The sequence below is a fragment of the Pantoea sp. alder81 genome (genome assembly GCF_020179835.1).
Classification (GTDB): Bacteria; Pseudomonadota; Gammaproteobacteria; order Enterobacterales; family Enterobacteriaceae; genus Pantoea.
Genome location: NZ_JAIUDA010000020.1, coordinates 1 through 16283 on the forward strand (window position 1 = coordinate 1; position 16283 = coordinate 16283).

Annotated in this window: 24 protein-coding genes and 1 pseudogene; 6 read left to right on the top strand and 19 right to left on the bottom strand. The window is 50.7% G+C overall.

Annotation, left to right across the window (positions count from 1 at the left end; all coding sequences use genetic code 11):
- Positions 1 to 285: 285 nt before the first annotated feature.
- Positions 286 to 840: a gamma carbonic anhydrase family protein gene (locus tag LBW88_RS25960; RefSeq protein ID WP_224935598.1), complete on the top strand. Its 555-nt coding sequence runs from the start codon at positions 286 to 288 to the stop codon at positions 838 to 840.
- Here the strand turns inward: LBW88_RS25960 and LBW88_RS25965 are convergent.
- From LBW88_RS25965 to dprA, 6 genes are read right to left on the bottom strand one after another with little or no spacing between them, the layout of a single operon-like run.
- Positions 816 to 1064, bottom strand: a complete 249-nt coding sequence (locus LBW88_RS25965; protein ID WP_224935596.1) for a DUF1488 domain-containing protein — start codon at positions 1062 to 1064, stop codon at positions 816 to 818. The genes LBW88_RS25960 and LBW88_RS25965 overlap by 25 nt on opposite strands.
- Complete coding sequence (aroE, locus tag LBW88_RS25970; RefSeq protein WP_224935594.1) at positions 1061 to 1879, bottom strand: shikimate dehydrogenase; 819 nt, start codon at positions 1877 to 1879, stop codon at positions 1061 to 1063. The genes LBW88_RS25965 and aroE overlap by 4 nt, the downstream gene beginning before the upstream one ends.
- A 3-nt stretch (positions 1880 to 1882) precedes the next feature.
- Entirely contained in the window at positions 1883 to 2458 is a 576-nt protein-coding gene (gene tsaC / locus LBW88_RS25975; protein ID WP_224935593.1) for an L-threonylcarbamoyladenylate synthase type 1 TsaC, read from the bottom strand.
- A 5-nt stretch (positions 2459 to 2463) separates the two neighbouring features.
- Positions 2464 to 3009 (bottom strand): type I DNA topoisomerase, encoded by a 546-nt coding sequence (locus tag LBW88_RS25980; RefSeq protein WP_224935591.1) that lies wholly within the window; start codon positions 3007 to 3009, stop codon positions 2464 to 2466.
- Positions 3010 to 3033: 24 nt separating this feature from the next.
- Positions 3034 to 3507, bottom strand: a complete 474-nt coding sequence (gene smg / locus LBW88_RS25985) for a DUF494 family protein Smg (protein ID WP_034830723.1) — start codon at positions 3505 to 3507, stop codon at positions 3034 to 3036.
- Complete coding sequence (gene dprA, locus LBW88_RS25990; protein WP_224935589.1) at positions 3479 to 4603, bottom strand: DNA-protecting protein DprA; 1125 nt, start codon at positions 4601 to 4603, stop codon at positions 3479 to 3481. The genes smg and dprA overlap by 29 nt, the downstream gene beginning before the upstream one ends.
- 112 nt (positions 4604 to 4715) lie before the next feature.
- Between dprA and def the strand changes: the two genes are divergently transcribed.
- The 5 genes from def to mscL all read left to right on the top strand — a co-directional run bounded on the left by def (position 4716) and on the right by mscL (position 9458).
- Positions 4716 to 5228: a peptide deformylase gene (gene def / locus LBW88_RS25995; protein ID WP_224935587.1), complete on the top strand. Its 513-nt coding sequence runs from the start codon at positions 4716 to 4718 to the stop codon at positions 5226 to 5228.
- Positions 5229 to 5249: 21 nt separating this feature from the next.
- On the top strand, positions 5250 to 6194 hold the full coding sequence (gene fmt, locus LBW88_RS26000; RefSeq protein ID WP_224935585.1) for a methionyl-tRNA formyltransferase: 945 nt from the start codon (positions 5250 to 5252) through the stop codon (positions 6192 to 6194).
- Between the two features lie 44 nt (positions 6195 to 6238).
- Positions 6239 to 7525 carry a 16S rRNA (cytosine(967)-C(5))-methyltransferase RsmB gene (rsmB, locus tag LBW88_RS26005; RefSeq protein ID WP_224935583.1) on the top strand — a complete coding sequence of 429 codons (1287 nt, stop codon included), beginning with the start codon at positions 6239 to 6241 and terminating at the stop codon, positions 7523 to 7525.
- Between the two features lie 31 nt (positions 7526 to 7556).
- Positions 7557 to 8933 carry a Trk system potassium transporter TrkA gene (gene trkA, locus LBW88_RS26010; RefSeq protein ID WP_224935581.1) on the top strand — a complete coding sequence of 459 codons (1377 nt, stop codon included), beginning with the start codon at positions 7557 to 7559 and terminating at the stop codon, positions 8931 to 8933.
- 111 nt (positions 8934 to 9044) lie between these two features.
- Positions 9045 to 9458 (top strand): large-conductance mechanosensitive channel protein MscL, encoded by a 414-nt coding sequence (gene mscL / locus LBW88_RS26015; RefSeq protein WP_100700411.1) that lies wholly within the window; start codon positions 9045 to 9047, stop codon positions 9456 to 9458.
- Positions 9459 to 9495: 37 nt separating this feature from the next.
- Here mscL and LBW88_RS26020 read toward each other — a convergent pair.
- From LBW88_RS26020 to rpsE, 13 genes and pseudogenes are all read right to left on the bottom strand, one after another.
- Positions 9496 to 9693, bottom strand: a pseudogene (locus LBW88_RS26020) (alternative ribosome-rescue factor A); the annotation flags it as partial.
- A 50-nt stretch (positions 9694 to 9743) separates the two neighbouring features.
- Positions 9744 to 10181, bottom strand: a complete 438-nt coding sequence (gene zntR, locus LBW88_RS26025) for a Zn(2+)-responsive transcriptional regulator (RefSeq protein WP_224935577.1) — start codon at positions 10179 to 10181, stop codon at positions 9744 to 9746.
- 1 nt (position 10182) lies between these two features.
- The gene (locus LBW88_RS26030) at positions 10183 to 10554 is read right to left on the bottom strand and encodes a DUF1992 domain-containing protein (protein ID WP_224935575.1); all 372 of its coding nucleotides are present in this window, start codon (positions 10552 to 10554) and stop codon (positions 10183 to 10185) included.
- 110 nt (positions 10555 to 10664) lie between these two features.
- Positions 10665 to 11051: a 50S ribosomal protein L17 gene (gene rplQ, locus LBW88_RS26035; protein ID WP_003850180.1), complete on the bottom strand. Its 387-nt coding sequence runs from the start codon at positions 11049 to 11051 to the stop codon at positions 10665 to 10667.
- 40 nt (positions 11052 to 11091) lie between these two features.
- Entirely contained in the window at positions 11092 to 12081 is a 990-nt protein-coding gene (locus tag LBW88_RS26040; protein WP_007891688.1) for a DNA-directed RNA polymerase subunit alpha, read from the bottom strand.
- A gap of 25 nt (positions 12082 to 12106) precedes the next feature.
- Positions 12107 to 12727, bottom strand: coding sequence for a 30S ribosomal protein S4 (rpsD, locus tag LBW88_RS26045; RefSeq protein WP_007891687.1), 621 nt, complete (start codon positions 12725 to 12727; stop codon positions 12107 to 12109).
- A gap of 31 nt (positions 12728 to 12758) precedes the next feature.
- The gene (gene rpsK, locus LBW88_RS26050) at positions 12759 to 13148 is read right to left on the bottom strand and encodes a 30S ribosomal protein S11 (protein WP_004160563.1); all 390 of its coding nucleotides are present in this window, start codon (positions 13146 to 13148) and stop codon (positions 12759 to 12761) included.
- A gap of 16 nt (positions 13149 to 13164) precedes the next feature.
- A complete protein-coding gene (gene rpsM / locus LBW88_RS26055; RefSeq protein WP_039330880.1) occupies positions 13165 to 13521 on the bottom strand; it encodes a 30S ribosomal protein S13 in 357 nt (118 codons plus the stop codon).
- A gap of 146 nt (positions 13522 to 13667) precedes the next feature.
- Entirely contained in the window at positions 13668 to 13784 is a 117-nt protein-coding gene (gene rpmJ / locus LBW88_RS26060; RefSeq protein ID WP_004160566.1) for a 50S ribosomal protein L36, read from the bottom strand.
- Positions 13785 to 13816: 32 nt separating this feature from the next.
- A complete protein-coding gene (gene secY, locus LBW88_RS26065; protein WP_007891686.1) occupies positions 13817 to 15148 on the bottom strand; it encodes a preprotein translocase subunit SecY in 1332 nt (443 codons plus the stop codon).
- A gap of 7 nt (positions 15149 to 15155) precedes the next feature.
- Positions 15156 to 15590 (bottom strand): 50S ribosomal protein L15, encoded by a 435-nt coding sequence (gene rplO, locus LBW88_RS26070; RefSeq protein ID WP_034830738.1) that lies wholly within the window; start codon positions 15588 to 15590, stop codon positions 15156 to 15158.
- A 3-nt stretch (positions 15591 to 15593) separates the two neighbouring features.
- Positions 15594 to 15773 (bottom strand): 50S ribosomal protein L30, encoded by a 180-nt coding sequence (gene rpmD / locus LBW88_RS26075; protein ID WP_039380794.1) that lies wholly within the window; start codon positions 15771 to 15773, stop codon positions 15594 to 15596.
- A 5-nt stretch (positions 15774 to 15778) separates the two neighbouring features.
- Positions 15779 to 16279 (bottom strand): 30S ribosomal protein S5, encoded by a 501-nt coding sequence (gene rpsE, locus LBW88_RS26080; RefSeq protein ID WP_007891679.1) that lies wholly within the window; start codon positions 16277 to 16279, stop codon positions 15779 to 15781.
- Positions 16280 to 16283 lie beyond the last annotated feature (4 nt).

The following is a 16283-nucleotide window of genomic DNA, read 5'->3' on the forward strand; positions in this document are numbered from 1 at the left end:
TTACGCTTTCCTCCTTCAGAGTCAAACACTTTTTTCAGCGTTTTATCTGGCGGGATGAATCACTTCACTCCCTGCTGAGCCGCCTGCGTTGCCGCTTTGCCGTCTCAGTGGATGCGCATTATAGGGATCCGGATTTTTTGCACAACCCCTTTTTTCGATCTTTTTAATCGACTGGCGAGTTTTCAATCTTTTCGCTGAGATCGCGAGCGATCCGCTCAAAAATCATCTTGTTTGCCAGCCTGATAAGCCGCAGGCTAGGGGTAAAAGTGCAAAAGGAGAAAGATCATGTCTGTAGCCCTACGACCTTATAAGAATCATTTCCCACAAATCGGCGATCGCGTAATGATCGATAGCAGTAGCGTGGTGGTGGGTGAAGTACAGCTCGCCGACGATGTCAGCATCTGGCCACTGGTTGCTATCCGCGGTGATGTGAACAAAGTTGTGATAGGTAAAAGAAGCAATATTCAGGACGGCAGCGTTTTACACGTCACGCACAAATCCACCAGCAACCCGGAAGGGCATCCTTTAATTATTGGTGAAGACGTGACTGTAGGTCATAAAGCGATGCTGCACGGCTGTCATATTAGCGATCGCGTGCTGGTTGGAATGGGATCGATTTTGCTGGATGGCGTGTTTGTTGAAGAGGATGTCCTGATCGGAGCGGGTAGTCTGGTTCCTCCGGGTAAAAGACTGGAAAGCGGCTACCTCTATTTAGGCAGCCCGGTTAAACAGATCCGCCCACTGAGTGAGACGGAAATCGCAGGTCTACTCTATTCATCTAACAATTATGTTGGCTGGAAAGATGAATACCTCGCTCAGGAGAGCCAGATCCAACCTTGATCATCAAGCTCATCCTGCCGGATAAGCTCTTCCGCTTCTTCTTCCAGATCCCAGCGATGCGCGCTAAACAGCGCCATCGCTGTACCCGTTCCGAATCGATCCTGTAATGCATCAGGCTTGATGGCACAGGTTAACCCCATTCCTTGTACCAACACCGGAAAGACGATCGCACCCCGCTCCTCGTCCCAACTTTCACAATCGGGAAAATGGATCGCCTGATTCACTCCTTTATTGCCTGCTTTAATTGAGCAATGACGGGGGTGATTTCTGGCATCACGCCATGCCACAGTTGGAAAGCATGTGCCGCCTGTCCCACCAGCATGCCCAATCCATCTGCTAGCTGATCCGCACCGTGCTGCTGACACCACAATAAGAAAGGCGTCAGCCCTTGCTGATAGAACATGTCGTAGCAGCGTGTTTGAGAGGTGACCAACGACTCTGGTAACGGCGGCACTTTACCTTCAACGCCACTGGAGGTTGCGTTGATAATAAGATCAAATGACTGGTCGGAGAGCTCAGTAAAATTGCTCGCCTGAATATCCCCGCTATGCTGGAAGGTGTTTGCCAGTTCTTCAGCGCGTGCAACCGTTCGGTTGACCACCACCAATGAACATCCAAAAGAAAGCAGAGGAAGGATCACACCACGTGCTGCGCCCCCGGCTCCCACCAGTAAAATGCGGTCACCAGAACGAATCAAATTCAGTCGTTCCAGATCGCTTAGCAGACCAATCCCATCGGTGTTGTCACCAAAGACCGAGCCATCTGCCCTTTTCTTTAATGTGTTAACCGCCCCAGATAAGGCTGCACGCTCACTGAGTTCATCGGCCAATTCCCACGCCTGCTGTTTAAACGGCAGGGTGACATTCGCACCTTTTCCGCCGGAAGCAAAAAAGTCGCTAATTGACTGAGGGAACCCCTCCAGCGGTGCACAAACCCGACCATAGGAGTGCGCGATTCCTGTCTGCTCAGCAAAAAGGCTATGAATAACAGGTGACTTACTGTGTGCAATAGGATGACCAAAAACGGCGAAGTGTTCCATAAATTAGCCCTGACGAATAAGTTCGCCGCTGATAACATCGCGAATTTCAGAAGGATTCAGTCGCCCGCCCGTTGCAGTATGCAACACGGGGAAATGAGAGCCGAATTGCTGGGCAACTTCTTCAGCATTGCGGCACGGCGATTCGCCGGAAAGATTCGCACTGGTAGACACCAATGGTTTGCCAAAGCCACGACACAGTGCCTGCACATCCGGATGATCGCTAACGCGGATAGCTAGCGAATCGAAACGCCCTGTTAACCAGCGCGGCGTATGCGGTGTTGCCGGCACCACATAAGTCACCGGCCCAGGCCAACTCGCGAACATGCGCTCACGCTGCAGCACCGTGAGTTCGCGATCGGCGATGTAGGGTTCCAGCTGTGCATAATCTGCTGCAATCAGGATAAGCCCTTTCTCAACCGGACGCTGTTTGAGCGCCAGTAAAGCCATGACGGCGCTTTCGCTATCGGGATCGCAACCTAAACCAAACACCGCTTCTGTTGGATAGGCAATAACGGCCTGCTGCTGTAGTTGCTCGATGCAAAATTCGAGACTTCCGGGTGCGTACTGGTTCTGCTTCATGATGGTTATTCGTCCTGGGCGATGAGCTTGCCACAGCGTTTGCTGGCGCATAAGCGCTTCATGCCTTGTGCGGTTTTCTTCTCTATTAATAGGGGGAACTGGCAATGCGGGCAGATACCTTCAACCGGCGTTGCGTTGATCGCAAATTGGCAATCAGGGTAACGGTCGCAGGAATGAAAGGTCTTGCCATAGCGCGAACGGCGCTGAACCAGCTTTCCGTTCTGACATTGGGGACAGGCAATTGCGGTCTCGTCAGGCTTATCGATGGTTTCTGTGTAATCACATTCAGGATAGTGACTACAACCAACAAACATCCCAAACCGCCCCTGACGCAGCACTTTATCTGCGCCACACTGTGGGCACGCGTGCCCTTCCAGCACTTTAACGATATGGCCATCGGCCTGATTTTTCAGGGGACGAACATAATCACAGGTTGGATAATTCACACAGCCAAGAAATGGTCCATGTTTACCACCGCGTATCACCAAATCTGCCCCGCAAGCGGGGCAGGGATCGTGTTTACGCACAGAGAATAGTGCTGATTTACTCATATTTCCGGATGCATTAATCGCAAATTAATGCAGCATACCTTCATTGACGTCGAATAACAGTTCTTCCATCTGCTGATAAGCGTTTTCACATCCTGGGATGTTAAACAGCACCATCAGCACCACCCATTTCAGATCTTCAAGATCGAATTCCTGAGTATCAAGAGCCGTGACTCGTTCGATAACCATTTCGCGCGTTTCCATATTCAGCACCTGAACCTGTTCCAGGAACAAAATAAAACCGCGACAATCGGCATCGAGACGCTGGCATTCCTCGTCCGTATAAATTCGCATTGAGAGCGGATCGGCGGCCAACTGTACTGGCGCGACCAGACCATCCTGATAGTCCGCTAAACGTTCAAGCCAATTCAACGCATTGTAGATATCTTCACGATGAAAACCCGCATCGGCCAAATCATCGGTCAATTTATCCTGATCAACACGCATTTCAGCTTCGTTGTGGATATAGGTCTCAAACAAGTACATAAGTACGTCGAACATGGCATGCCCTCCTCAATCGGACATAGCCGCCGGGTACAGCTGCGATCCATCCTGCTAACTCCAGCTCCAGCAACTGGGCTGAGATAACTGGCACAGGTTGGCCGGCACGTTCAGCGACGACGTCAACAGGTGTAACCTCATCACCTACGTTAGCCAACACGCTTGCAAATGGCAATGGAACATCGTCACTGTCTTGTGAATATATTGTTTCTGAAGTGGTTGCCGGCAACCATTTGAGAGTGGAATGCAAATCTTCAAGAATGTTATTCGGATGGGCAACCAACAGCGCTCCCTGCTGAATCAACCAATGCGTGCCTTCACTGCCATCATTACCCAATGCTCCGGGTAACGCATAAACATTGCGATTTTGTTCCAGGGCGCAGCGGGCAGTGACCAGCGAACCGCTTTTAAGTGAAGCCTCAACAACCAGCACTCCCTGACTTAATCCACTGATGATGCGATTGCGGCGCGGAAAATTAACCGCATGCGGCGCCATATCAAGAGGAAATTCAGATACCAAAGCACCCTCGTTATCCATAATCGCCTGCGCCAGCGACTGATGACTTTTGGGATAGATCTGTTGCAAGCCGCTGCCCAGCACTGCGATGGTTTTTCCCTGCGCTTCCAAAGCGGCACGGTGCGCAACGCCATCAATACCGCGTGCGAGTCCACTGGTAATGGTTAGCCCACTAAGCGCAAGCTGCTGTGTAAACCATGTGCCCCACTCTTTGCCATAGTGTGAACAGTGTCGACTGCCCACCACAGCTAATTGTGGTGTCTGTAAAACGGAGAGGTGACCCGCCACATAGAGCAGTGAGGGACGTTGGGTTATTTCTGCTAGCGACGCCGGATAATCCGCATCAATACAGGAGACCAAATGATGATGGGGCTGATCCAGCCACTGTTGCGTGCGCGCCAGCATCCGTGGACAGTAATCGTTAAACTGCTGCAGCTGAATATCATTCAAACCATGGCTGTGCAGTAATTCATCATCCACGACAGCACCGCTTTGCAAACTCCGCGCGAGATTCACCACGCGATGCCGGCGCAGGCCCTTAACATTTGCCAGCCTGAGTATCCCTTCCACTCGCTCCATGCGTCCTTCCTAAAGCCCGCTCTCATGCGGTGCAATGCTGTCAATCAGGCCACAAAAAGTCTACAATATGAGGTAGTAATCTTTTCTTTAACGCATACAGATCTGGATATTTATGTCAGTTTTGCAGGTATTACATTTCCCTGATGATCGCCTTCGCAAAATCGCTGCGCCGGTGGCTACCGTAAACGCAGACGTTCAGCGCATTGTCGATGACATGTTTGAAACCATGTACGCCGAAGAAGGCATTGGCTTAGCGGCCACTCAGGTCGACATTCATCAACGCATCATCGTTATCGATGTTTCTGAAAATCGAGACGAACGCCTGGTGTTGATTAACCCGGAGCTGCTGGAAAAAAGCGGTGAAACCGGTATTGAAGAAGGCTGCCTCTCCATCCCTGAACAACGTGCTTTTGTGCCGCGTGCGGAATGGGTCAAAGTACGTGCGCAGGATCGTGACGGCAAGAGCTTCGAGCTGGAGACGGATGGTCTGCTGGCGATTTGTATCCAGCATGAAATCGATCATCTGGATGGCAAGCTGTTTATCGATTATCTGTCGCCGTTGAAGCGTCAGCGCATTAAACAGAAACTGGAAAAGCTGGCCCGCATGAGTGCACGCGAAGCCTGAGTACTAACAGAAGGTTAAACTGTGTCTGCATCGCTAAAAATTATCTTTGCCGGTACACCTGACTTTGCAGCGCGTCATCTCGACGCGCTGCTTGCTTCTGAGCATCAGGTAGTTGGCGTATTCACTCAGCCCGACCGTCCATCAGGACGCGGCAATAAACTCACTCCTGGCCCTGTCAAAGTGTTGGCACAGGCACATGATGTGCCTGTGTTCCAGCCAAAATCGCTAAAACCTGAAGAGAATCAGCAGCTGGTTGCTGAACTGCAAGCCGATATCATGGTGGTGGTGGCTTATGGTCTGATTCTGCCGAAGGCGGTTCTCAATATGCCACGACTCGGTTGCATCAATGTTCATGGTTCACTGTTGCCACGCTGGCGCGGTGCGGCGCCTATTCAGCGTGCGCTTTGGGCTGGCGACAGCGAAACCGGCGTGACCATCATGCAGATGGATGTAGGACTGGATACGGGTGACATGCTGCATAAGCTCTCGTGTCCTATCACGACTGAAGACACCAGCGCATCACTGTATGACAAGCTGGCAGAGCTTGGGCCACAAGGTATGCTGGATACACTCGAGCTGCTCGCTGGCGGCAAAGCACAGCCTGAAGTGCAGAATGAAGCGCAGGTTTCTTACGCTGAGAAGTTGAGTAAAGAAGAAGCGCGTCTTGATTGGTCACTCTCCGCTGCACAGCTTGAGCGCTGCATTCGCGCCTTTAATCCCTGGCCGGTAAGCTTTTTCCTGATCGAGGATCAACCCGTCAAAGTGTGGCAGGCTAGCGTGTTACCCCATCAGAACAAACAGCCGGGCGAAATCATCCATGCCGATAAAAATGGCATTCAGATTGCCACTGCTGACGGTGTACTCAATCTACTTTCGCTGCAGCCTGCGGGCAAGAAAGCCATGTCCGCGCAAGATCTGCTTAATTCGCGTCGTGAATGGTTTGCCATTGGCACCCTTCTGGCCTGATCTCCAGCCCGGTTTTAACCGGGCTTTTTGTTTGATGAATGAATATGAAAAAAGCAACTAACCTGCGCAGTCTCGCCGCGCAACTGATTGAACGCGTGGTAGATAAAGGCGAATCGCTCAGTGCCATTCTGCCTGGCGCGCAAAAAACATTGGCTGATAAAGATGGCGCGCTGTTGCAGGAACTCTGCTTTGGCGTATTGCGCACTCTGCCACAACTGGAAGCTCTCATCGGTAAACTGATGGAGCGCACGTTAACGGGAAAGCAGCGCGTGCTGCACTACCTGATTATGGTTGGGTTGTATCAGTTGCTATATACGCGTGTGCCAGCGCATGCCGCACTGGCCGAAACGGTTGCCGGTGCAGAAGTCCTGAAGCGTACGACGCTGAAGGGATTAATCAACGGTGTATTACGTCAGTTCCAGCGTCAGCAAGAAGAACTGGTTGCTGCGGTGGATCAAGGCCCACAGCGCTACTGGCATCCGGGTTGGTTGCTTAAACGTTTGCAGGCAGCCTGGCCAGATCAATGGCAGCAGATCGTCGACGCCAATAATCAGCGTCCGCCGATGTGGTTACGCGTCAATCGCCAGCACCATAGCCGTGATGCGTGGCTGAACCTGTTACAGGCTGAAGATAAAGCAGCCTTCCCTGCAGATGCGCCGGATGCTCTCCGTCTTGAATCTCCTGCCCCTGTCAGCCAGTTACCAGGCTTCGATCAAGGATGGGTGACTGTGCAGGATTTGTCTGCTCAGCGCTGCGCTCTGCTGCTTGAGCCACAAAACGATGAAACCATTCTCGATCTCTGTGCAGCACCAGGCGGGAAGACCACGCATATTCTGGAAATCGCTCCCCAGGCAAACGTGCTGGCGGTAGATATCGATCAGCAACGTTTGACCCGCGTGCATGAAAATCTGCAGCGCCTGGGCATGCAAGCCGAAGTCCGCCAGGGCGATGGCCGGACGCCTGCAGAATGGTGCGGTGACAAGCAATTCGACCGTATCCTGCTGGATGCACCTTGTTCTGCAACAGGGGTTATTCGCCGTCATCCTGATATCAAATGGTTGCGTCGTGATCGTGATATCCCAGAGCTGGCTGCACTGCAGCGCGAAATCCTCAATGCCGTTTGGCCGCGCCTGAAGTCCGGCGGCACGATGGTATACGCGACCTGCTCGATCCTGCCGGAAGAAAACCATCAGCAAATCGCGGCTTTCCTGGCTGAACACGATGACGCTGTCGCGGAACAGTTGCCGGAAGGCCAAATCAACGGGTGGCAAGTCTTCCCGAGCGTTGATGGCGGTGACGGATTCTTTTACGTTAAATTGATAAAAAAATAGTGCGGCGCATTCTGACAAGAGCGATTCATCGATGAAAATTATTATCCTCGGCGCCGGACAGGTTGGCGGCACGCTTGCTGAAAACCTGGTGGGCGAAAATAACGACATCACGGTTGTTGATACGGATGCCACTCGTTTACGTGCGCTGCAGGACAAATTTGACCTGCGCGTGGTGCACGGCCATGGTTCACATCCGCGCGTTTTGCGTGAAGCCGGCGCTGAAGATGCCGATATGTTGGTCGCCGTGACCAATTCCGACGAAACCAACATGATCGCCTGTCAGATTGCTTATTCGCTCTTCAATACGCCGAACAGGATTGCTCGTATCCGCGCAGCGGAATACTTACGCGATGCCGAAAAGCTGTTTGTACCAGAAGCCGTACCGATCGATCATTTGATTTCACCGGAACAGTTGGTGATCGACAACATCTATCGCTTGATTCAGTATCCCGGCGCATTGCAGGTCGTCAACTTTGCCGAAGGGAAAGTGAGCCTTGCCGTAGTAAAAGCCTATTACGGCGGACCTCTGGTGGGCAATCCATTGTCGATTCTGCGAGATCACATGCCGCATATAGATACGCGTGTGGCAGCCATTTTTCGTCAGGATCGCCCTATTCGTCCTCAGGGTTCAACGATTGTCGAAGCGGGCGATGAAGTCTTCTTTATTGCGGCAAGCCAGCATATTCGCGCGGTAATGAGCGAGATGCAGCGTCTTGAGAAACCTTACAAGCGCATTATGCTGGTCGGCGGTGGCAACATCGGTTTTGGTCTGGCCCAGCGACTGGAAAAACAGTACAGCGTAAAGTTGATTGAACGTAATCAACAACGTGCGGCAGAACTGGCTGAGCGACTGCATGACACCATTGTGTTTTATGGTGATGCATCGGATCAGGAACTGCTCGCCGAAGAGCATGTGGATCAGGTGGATCTCTTTATTGCCGTCACCAATGACGATGAAGCCAATATCATGTCGGCCATGCTCGCTAAGAAGATGGGAGCGAAAAAGGTCATGGTCTTAATCCAGCGCCGCGCTTACGTGGATCTGGTTCAGGGTAGCGTGATCGATATTGCCATCTCTCCTCAGCAGGCCACGATTTCTGCACTGCTTGGTCACGTGCGCAAGGCAGATATTGTTGGCGTCTCCTCACTGCGACGCGGCATTGCCGAAGCCATTGAAGCTATTGCGCACGGTGAAGAGACCACTTCCCGCGTAGTGGGCCGCCTGATTGAAGATATCAAATTGCCGCCGGGTACGATTATTGGCGCTGTCGTCCGTGGCGATGAAGTTATCATTGCTAATGACAACGTACGTATCGAACAGGGTGATCATGTCATTATGTTCCTGACAGATAAGAAATTTGTCCCTGACGTCGAACGCCTCTTCCAGCCAAGTCCTTTCTTCCTCTGAATCGCTGCGGGCATTTGCCCGCCGTGATAATTTTTCTTAATCCGCTGTTATCATGGCAATTGCACAAAGGTTTGTTAGACTTTAGCCATTGGCCAAGGCAAGGAGACAACAATGAGTTTATTCAAAGAGTTTCGTGATTTTGCAATGCGTGGGAACGTGGTTGATCTGGCAGTCGGTGTGATTATTGGTGCCGCTTTCGGCAAGATTGTTTCATCACTGGTCGCGAATATCATCATGCCACCACTGGGTTTACTGATTGGTGGGGTCGATTTTAAACAGTTTAAGTGGGTCTTAAAACCTGCTGAAGGTGATATTCCTGCTGTTGTAATGGAATACGGTAACTTTATTCAAACCATCTTTGATTTTGTTATCGTCGCTTTCGCCATCTTTATGGCCATCAAGCTGATGAACAAAATGTATCAGAAGAAAGAAGTTGAAAAGCCTGTCGCGAAACCTTCGAATGAAGAAGTGTTGCTCACTGAGATTCGTGATCTGTTAAAACAGCAGAACAGCGATAAATTGTGATAAAAAAGCCGCCATCTCTGGCGGCTTTTTTGTCTGTAAAGCAGAAGGCCAGTGATAAACTTTTCTGCTTATCACTGGCCTCCCAGTTTCCACCCTTCACATTTTTATCTTTACGTCGGAAGCTGCCTTTCCCTTTTTGATTCTGTTCTACTCGCTGACGAAACAGCGGGTCATGTAACAGTGCCTGCAAAGCGTTATCGTTAATCTTACCTTTGCGATGCTGATAGCGACTCATAATGTCCTCCGGTTAATAATGGCGAAACTATAGGCTTTCCACTGTGAAATTCAATCCTTGCTACAACAAATTTCCGCATGTGGCGCTTCGCCCGTTTCCAATGCTTCAAGGATCGAACAACAGGCGCTGCTGTGCAGATCCCCGCAGCAGGTATCAGCTAGACGTTCAAGTGACCGCTGAATCGTTTGCAACTCGGCAATCATGCCATTCACTTCATCCAGACGTCTGGCAACGATCGCTTTGGATTCCTGACAGGTATGATGTTCGGGATCGATGCGGATCGATAACAAACCGCGGATCGAATCAAGACTGAACCCGAGTTGGCGTCCGTAGCGGATGAAGCGCAAGCGTTGAAGATCATCATCGCTATAAAGACGGAAGCCGCCTGCAGTACGAATCTCATGATCCATCATTTGCTGCTTTTCATAAAAACGTATGGTGTCAGGTGTGACGTCAGCAAGCTTAGCCAGTTGACCAATTTTATACATGTTACTTCTCCTGAAGCAGACGATGCCGAATGGGATCGCCATATTCACCACGTAAAAAATCCGTGCTCATTCCGGTCTGCTGTAGCTTCATCTCCAGCATGGCTAATCTTTTATTGATCTCGTTGGCTTGATGATCAGAGGGATCTAATTGGTGCAGAAGATCGTTGAGTTGCAGCGCTTCACGACGCATTTCGAGCTCCGGAGGTAAGAAGCCTGAGTTTTTCAGTAATCGATATGCTGTACGTAACTCTGACGGAACGCCACTTTCGTCTTCGAACTGCAAAGGTGCACCTTCACCAGGTAAATTACTCAGTTCACCTTTTTCCTGCGCGGCGCGGATCTGTTGCTCTACCAGTTGATCGATTAACCACATAATGAACCTCTGCTAATGACAACAGCGTTCAGCATAGCGAAAGATGGGTGCGATGGGGAATGACAGGCAATAAAAAACCCGCCGAAGCGGGTTTTCTACGTTACTGCAAATTACTCTGCAGCAGCTTCTGCTTGAGCTTCTGGACGATCAACCAGCTCGATGTAAGCCATCGGAGCGTTGTCACCAGCACGGAAGCCACACTTCAGAATACGAGTGTAACCACCGGCACGGCTCGCGAAACGCGGGCCCAGCTCGTTAAACAGTTTTGCCACGATCTCGTTATCACGAGTGCGGGCGAATGCCAGACGACGATTAGCTACGCTGTCGGTCTTGGCAAGAGTAATCAGCGGCTCAACTACGCGACGCAGTTCTTTGGCTTTCGGCAGAGTCGTTTTGATGATCTCGTGACGAACCAGAGAACCGGCCATGTTGCGGAACATAGCCTGACGATGGCTGCTGTTGCGGTTCAGTTGACGACCACTCTTACGATGGCGCATGACCTTATCCTTCTCAGTGAAACCTTAACCTGTGATCTGATTATTCATCAGCAATGCTTGCAGGTGGCCAGTTTTCCAGGCGCATGCCCAGAGACAAACCACGTGAAGCGAGCACATCTTTAATCTCAGTAAGAGATTTTTTACCAAGGTTAGGCGTTTTAAGCAGCTCAACCTCGGTACGCTGTACCAGATCACCGATGTAGTGGATAGCTTCTGCCTTAAGGCAGTTAGCAGAGCGGACAGTCAATTCCAGATCGTCAACAGGGCGCAGCAGGATCGGATCGAATTCTGGTTTCTCTTCCTTCACTTCCGGCTGACGTACATCACGTAAGTCAACGAAAGCTTCCAGTTGTTCTGCCAGGATGGTTGCCGCACGACGAATCGCCTCTTCAGGATCGATTGTGCCGTTGGTTTCCATTTCGATGACCAGCTTGTCCAGGTCGGTACGCTGTTCTACACGCGCTGCTTCAACATTGTAGGCGATACGGTCTACAGGGCTGTAGCAAGCGTCAACCAACAGACGGCCGATTGGGCGCTCATCTTCTTCCGAATGAATTCGGGCAGAAGCCGGCACATAACCACGACCACGCTGAACTTTGATACGCATGCTAATAGATGCGTTTTCATCGGTCAGATGGCAGATCACGTGCTGCGGCTTGACGATTTCGACATCACCGTCGTGGGTGATATCGGCTGCAGTCACAGGGCCAATGCCAGATTTATTCAAAGTAAGGATGACTTCATCTTTACCCTGAACTCTTACCGCCAGCCCTTTCAGATTGAGCAGGATTTCCAGGATATCTTCCTGTACGCCCTCTTTGGTGGAGTACTCGTGGAGCACGCCATCGATCTCAACCTCGGTCACCGCGCAACCCGGCATGGAAGAAAGCAGAATACGGCGCAGTGCGTTGCCAAGAGTATGGCCAAAGCCACGCTCTAACGGCTCAAGGGTCACCTTGGCGTGCGTCGAACTCACTTGCTCGATATCTACCAGGCGCGGTTTTAGAAACTCTGTCACAGAACCCTGCATTGTGTCCTCTCTTTGGTACTAAGCTTTACTTAGAGTAAAGCTCGACGATCAGGTGTTCGTTAATGTCCGCAGACAGATCAGTACGTTCAGGAATACGCTTGAACACACCTTCCATCTTGGTCGCATCAACTTCCAGCCAGGTTGGCTTTTCACGCTGCTCAGCCAGCTCCAGAGCGGCCTTCACGCGAGATTGCTGTTTGGCTTTCTCACGGATGCTAACGACATCATTCGGAGATACCTGATAAGAAGCGATGTTAACAACGCGACCGTTTACCAGGATAGATTTATGGCTAACCAGCTGACGTGCTTCTGCACGAGTGGCGCCAAAGCCCATACGGTAAACAACGTTATCCAGACGACCTTCCAGCAGAGCCAACAGGTTTTCACCGGTGTTGCCTTTCAGACGTGCTGCTTCTTTATAGTAGTTACGGAACTGACGCTCCAGCACGCCGTACATACGACGAACTTTTTGCTTCTCACGTAACTGGCCGCCGTAGTCAGACAGACGCGGTTTACGCGCACCGTGCTGGCCAGGTGGTTGTTCAATTTTGCACTTGGTATCGATCGCGCGAACGCCAGACTTAAGGAATAAGTCGGTGCCCTCACGACGGCTCAGCTTGAGCTTAGGACCCAAATATCTTGCCATTTTCTTTCTCCAACTAACCTAAAAACGGGCGTTAAACGCGACGTTTTTTCGGCGGACGACAACCGTTGTGAGGGATTGGAGTCACATCAGTAATATTAGTGATGCGGAAACCAGCAGCGTTCAGAGCACGAATTGTTGATTCGCGGCCTGGACCTGGACCCTTAACCATAACTTCCAGATTCTTAATACCGTAATCTTTCACTGCTTCTGCACAGCGCTCTGCAGCTACCTGAGCAGCAAACGGAGTAGATTTACGTGAACCGCGGAAACCGGAACCACCGGCGGTTGCCCAACCCAGTGCGTTACCCTGACGATCAGTAATGGTAACGATGGTGTTGTTAAAAGATGCATGGACATGAGCCACGCCATCTGAGACTTGCTTTCTTACACGCTTGCGTGCACGAACTGGTGCCTTTGCCATTATTTACTCACCCCGATTATTTCTTGATCGGTTTACGCGGACCCTTACGGGTACGTGCATTGGTCTTAGTACGCTGACCGCGAACTGGCAGACCACGACGATGGCGTAAACCACGATAGCAACCAAGGTCCATAAGACGCTTGATGCTCAGGGTGATTTCACGGCGCAGATCACCTTCAACAACGAATTTACCAACCGCTTCACGCAGTTGTTCAATTTGTTCTTCAGACAGCTCTCTGATCTTAACATCTTCGGCAATACCCGTTGAAGCGCAGATGGCTTTAGAACGAGTCTTACCAATTCCGAAAATCGAAGTTAATGCGATTACGGTATGTTTCTGATCAGGAATGTTAATGCCTGCTATACGGGCCACTATGCACTCCTATTATTTAATAAATGCGTCCCATGCCGAAAAGCCCGTTTTCAGGATACTCAAATGGCAACGCATCGACATACAAAAGATTGGCTGGCTAATCTAGCCAGCTCAACCCGACTTTGCAAGAAAAATATGTGACAATATCAGCCTTGGCGCTGTTTATGCTTTGGCTCGGCGCTGCAGATCACACGTACGACACCGTCGCGGCGAATGATTTTGCAGTTACGACATAATTTCTTGACGGAAGCACGAACTTTCATTTTTACTCTCCGTAACTTCTCAAGCACCTGAATTAACGGCCGTAGCCCTTCAGGTTAGCTTTCTTCAATGCAGACTCATACTGACTCGACATCATCAGAGTTTGCACTTGAGCCATAAAGTCCATGATGACAACCACTACGATAAGCAGCGATGTGCCGCCAAAGTAGAAGGGAACCTTCATGGCATCACGCATGAACTCCGGGATCAGGCAGATAAAGGTAATATACAGTGCGCCGATTAAGGTCAGACGTGTCATTACTTTATCGATATACTTCGCCGTTTGCTCTCCCGGACGAATTCCCGGTACGAATGCTCCAGACTTCTTCAAGTTATCAGCTGTTTCACGTGGGTTGAAAACCAACGCCGTGTAGAAGAAACAGAAGAAGATGATTGCAGTCGCATAGAGTAGCACATAAAGCGGCTGTCCTGGTTGCAAATACAGCGAAATTGTTGTCAGCCAGTTCCAACCGGTTCCGCCCCCGAACCATGACGCGATGGTTGCTGGGAACAGAATAATGCTGGAAGCAAAAATAGCCGGAATTACACCCGCCATATTCACTTTCAACGGTAAATGTGTGCTCTGTGCAGCATATACACGACGACCTTGCTGACGTTTAGCGTAGTTGACCACAATGCGGCGCTGGCCACGCTCAACGAAAATAACAAAGAACGTCACTGCAAATACAAGAACTGCAACCAACAGCAACAGGAGGAAGTGCAGGTCACCTTGCCGCGCTTGCTCGATGGTATGGCCAATGGCCGGCGGTAGACCCGCAACAATACCCGCGAAGATAATGATCGAGATACCGTTACCGATACCTCGTTCAGTAATCTGTTCGCCCAGCCACATCAGGAACATTGTCCCGGTAACCAGACTTACAACAGCGGTAAAGTAGAATGCGAAACCTGGATTCATCACCAGACCTTGCATTCCAGGCATATTCGGCAGACCGGTGGCAATACCGATCGACTGGAATACAGCCAGAACCAGGGTGCCATAGCGAGTGTACTGGCTAATCTTACGACGACCAGCTTCACCCTCTTTCTTAATCTCGGCTAACGCTGGATGAACCACCGTCAGCAACTGGATAATAATAGAGGCCGAAATATACGGCATAATACCCAGCGCGAAGATTGAGGCACGACTGAGAGCACCACCAGAGAACATGTTAAACATTTCAATGATGGTGCCACGCTGTTGCTCAAGCAATTTGGCAAGTACGGTGGCATCGATACCAGGGATTGGAATAAAAGAGCCAATACGGAAGACAATGAGTGCACCGATAACAAACAAAAGTCTGCGCTTCAGTTCACCAAAGCCACCTTTGGCACTTTGAAAATCTAATCCCGGTTGCTTTGCCATCTGCTACTTATTCCTCGATTTTACCGCCAGCAGCTTCGATTGCAGCACGCGCACCTTTAGTGACACGCAGACCACGAATCGTTACCGGTGCAGAAACTTCACCAGACAGAATCACTTTCGCGAACTCGATCTGAACACCGATGATGTTGGCTGCTTTCAGAGTATTCAGGTCAACAATACCGCCTTCAACTTTCGCCAGGTCAGACAGACGAACTTCTGCAGTGACCATTGCTTTGCGAGAGGTGAAACCGAATTTCGGCAGACGACGATACAGAGGCATCTGACCACCCTCGAAACCGCGACGTACGCCACCGCCAGAACGAGAGTTCTGACCTTTGTGACCACGACCACCGGTTTTACCGAGACCAGAACCGATACCACGACCCAGACGCTTAGAAGCGTGTTTAGACCCTTCGGCCGGAGACAGAGTGTTTAAGCGCATCTCTTACTCCTCCACTTTCAGCATGTAGGAAATCGCGTTAACCATACCGCGTACTGCTGGCGTGTCTTCACGCTCAACGGTATGACCAATACGGCGCAGACCCAAGCCAATCAGAGTGGCTTTGTGCTTAGGCAGGCGGCCGATTGAACTGCGGGTTTGTGTAATTTTAATAGTCTTAGCCATCGTGATTACCCCAGAATTTCTTCAACGGATTTACCACGCTTGGCAGCGACCATTTCCGGAGAATTCATATTGCCCAGGCCATCGATAGTTGCACGAACCACGTTAATCGGGTTAGTAGAACCATACGCTTTAGCCAAAACGTTATGTACTCCAGCAACTTCTAAAACAGCGCGCATTGCACCGCCGGCGATGATACCGGTACCTTCAGAAGCTGGCTGCATGAACACACGAGAACCCGTGTGAGCACCTTTAACAGGGTGCTGCAGGGTGCCGTGAGTCAGCGCGACGTTAATCATGTTGCGACGGGCTTTCTCCATCGCTTTCTGGATCGCTGCTGGAACTTCACGCGCTTTACCGTAACCAAAACCAACGCGGCCGTTACCATCACCCACTACAGTCAGTGCGGTGAAGGAGAAAATACGACCACCTTTTACAGTTTTAGATACACGGTTTACCGCGATCAGTTTTTCCTGCAGTTCGCCAGCTTGTTTCTCGATGTTTGACATCTTA

What these genes read in the sequence shown, in the direction of transcription:
- zntR (WP_224935577.1), bottom strand. Translation starts at nt 10,181, where the DNA reads ATGTATAAAATTGGTCAACTGGCTAAGCTTGCTGACGTCACACCTGAC.
- LBW88_RS26030 (WP_224935575.1), bottom strand. Translation starts at nt 10,554, where the DNA reads ATGTGGTTAATCGATCAACTGGTAGAGCAACAGATCCGCGCCGCGCAG.
- rplO (WP_034830738.1), bottom strand. Translation starts at nt 15,590, where the DNA reads ATGCGCTTAAACACTCTGTCTCCGGCCGAAGGGTCTAAACACGCTTCT.
- secY (WP_007891686.1), bottom strand. Translation starts at nt 15,148, where the DNA reads ATGGCAAAGCAACCGGGATTAGATTTTCAAAGTGCCAAAGGTGGCTTT.
- aroE (WP_224935594.1), bottom strand. Translation starts at nt 1,879, where the DNA reads ATGGAACACTTCGCCGTTTTTGGTCATCCTATTGCACACAGTAAGTCA.
- rpmD (WP_039380794.1), bottom strand. Translation starts at nt 15,773, where the DNA reads ATGGCTAAGACTATTAAAATTACACAAACCCGCAGTTCAATCGGCCGC.
- def (WP_224935587.1), top strand. Translation starts at nt 4,716, where the DNA reads ATGTCAGTTTTGCAGGTATTACATTTCCCTGATGATCGCCTTCGCAAA.
- trkA (WP_224935581.1), top strand. Translation starts at nt 7,557, where the DNA reads ATGAAAATTATTATCCTCGGCGCCGGACAGGTTGGCGGCACGCTTGCT.
- rpsD (WP_007891687.1), bottom strand. Translation starts at nt 12,727, where the DNA reads ATGGCAAGATATTTGGGTCCTAAGCTCAAGCTGAGCCGTCGTGAGGGC.
- smg (WP_034830723.1), bottom strand. Translation starts at nt 3,507, where the DNA reads ATGTTCGACGTACTTATGTACTTGTTTGAGACCTATATCCACAACGAA.
- dprA (WP_224935589.1), bottom strand. Translation starts at nt 4,603, where the DNA reads ATGGAGCGAGTGGAAGGGATACTCAGGCTGGCAAATGTTAAGGGCCTG.
- LBW88_RS25980 (WP_224935591.1), bottom strand. Translation starts at nt 3,009, where the DNA reads ATGAGTAAATCAGCACTATTCTCTGTGCGTAAACACGATCCCTGCCCC.
- rpsE (WP_007891679.1), bottom strand. Translation starts at nt 16,279, where the DNA reads ATGTCAAACATCGAGAAACAAGCTGGCGAACTGCAGGAAAAACTGATC.
- mscL (WP_100700411.1), top strand. Translation starts at nt 9,045, where the DNA reads ATGAGTTTATTCAAAGAGTTTCGTGATTTTGCAATGCGTGGGAACGTG.
- rsmB (WP_224935583.1), top strand. Translation starts at nt 6,239, where the DNA reads ATGAAAAAAGCAACTAACCTGCGCAGTCTCGCCGCGCAACTGATTGAA.
- LBW88_RS25960 (WP_224935598.1), top strand. Translation starts at nt 286, where the DNA reads ATGTCTGTAGCCCTACGACCTTATAAGAATCATTTCCCACAAATCGGC.
- rplQ (WP_003850180.1), bottom strand. Translation starts at nt 11,051, where the DNA reads ATGCGCCATCGTAAGAGTGGTCGTCAACTGAACCGCAACAGCAGCCAT.
- rpmJ (WP_004160566.1), bottom strand. Translation starts at nt 13,784, where the DNA reads ATGAAAGTTCGTGCTTCCGTCAAGAAATTATGTCGTAACTGCAAAATC.
- LBW88_RS26040 (WP_007891688.1), bottom strand. Translation starts at nt 12,081, where the DNA reads ATGCAGGGTTCTGTGACAGAGTTTCTAAAACCGCGCCTGGTAGATATC.
- tsaC (WP_224935593.1), bottom strand. Translation starts at nt 2,458, where the DNA reads ATGAAGCAGAACCAGTACGCACCCGGAAGTCTCGAATTTTGCATCGAG.
- rpsK (WP_004160563.1), bottom strand. Translation starts at nt 13,148, where the DNA reads ATGGCAAAGGCACCAGTTCGTGCACGCAAGCGTGTAAGAAAGCAAGTC.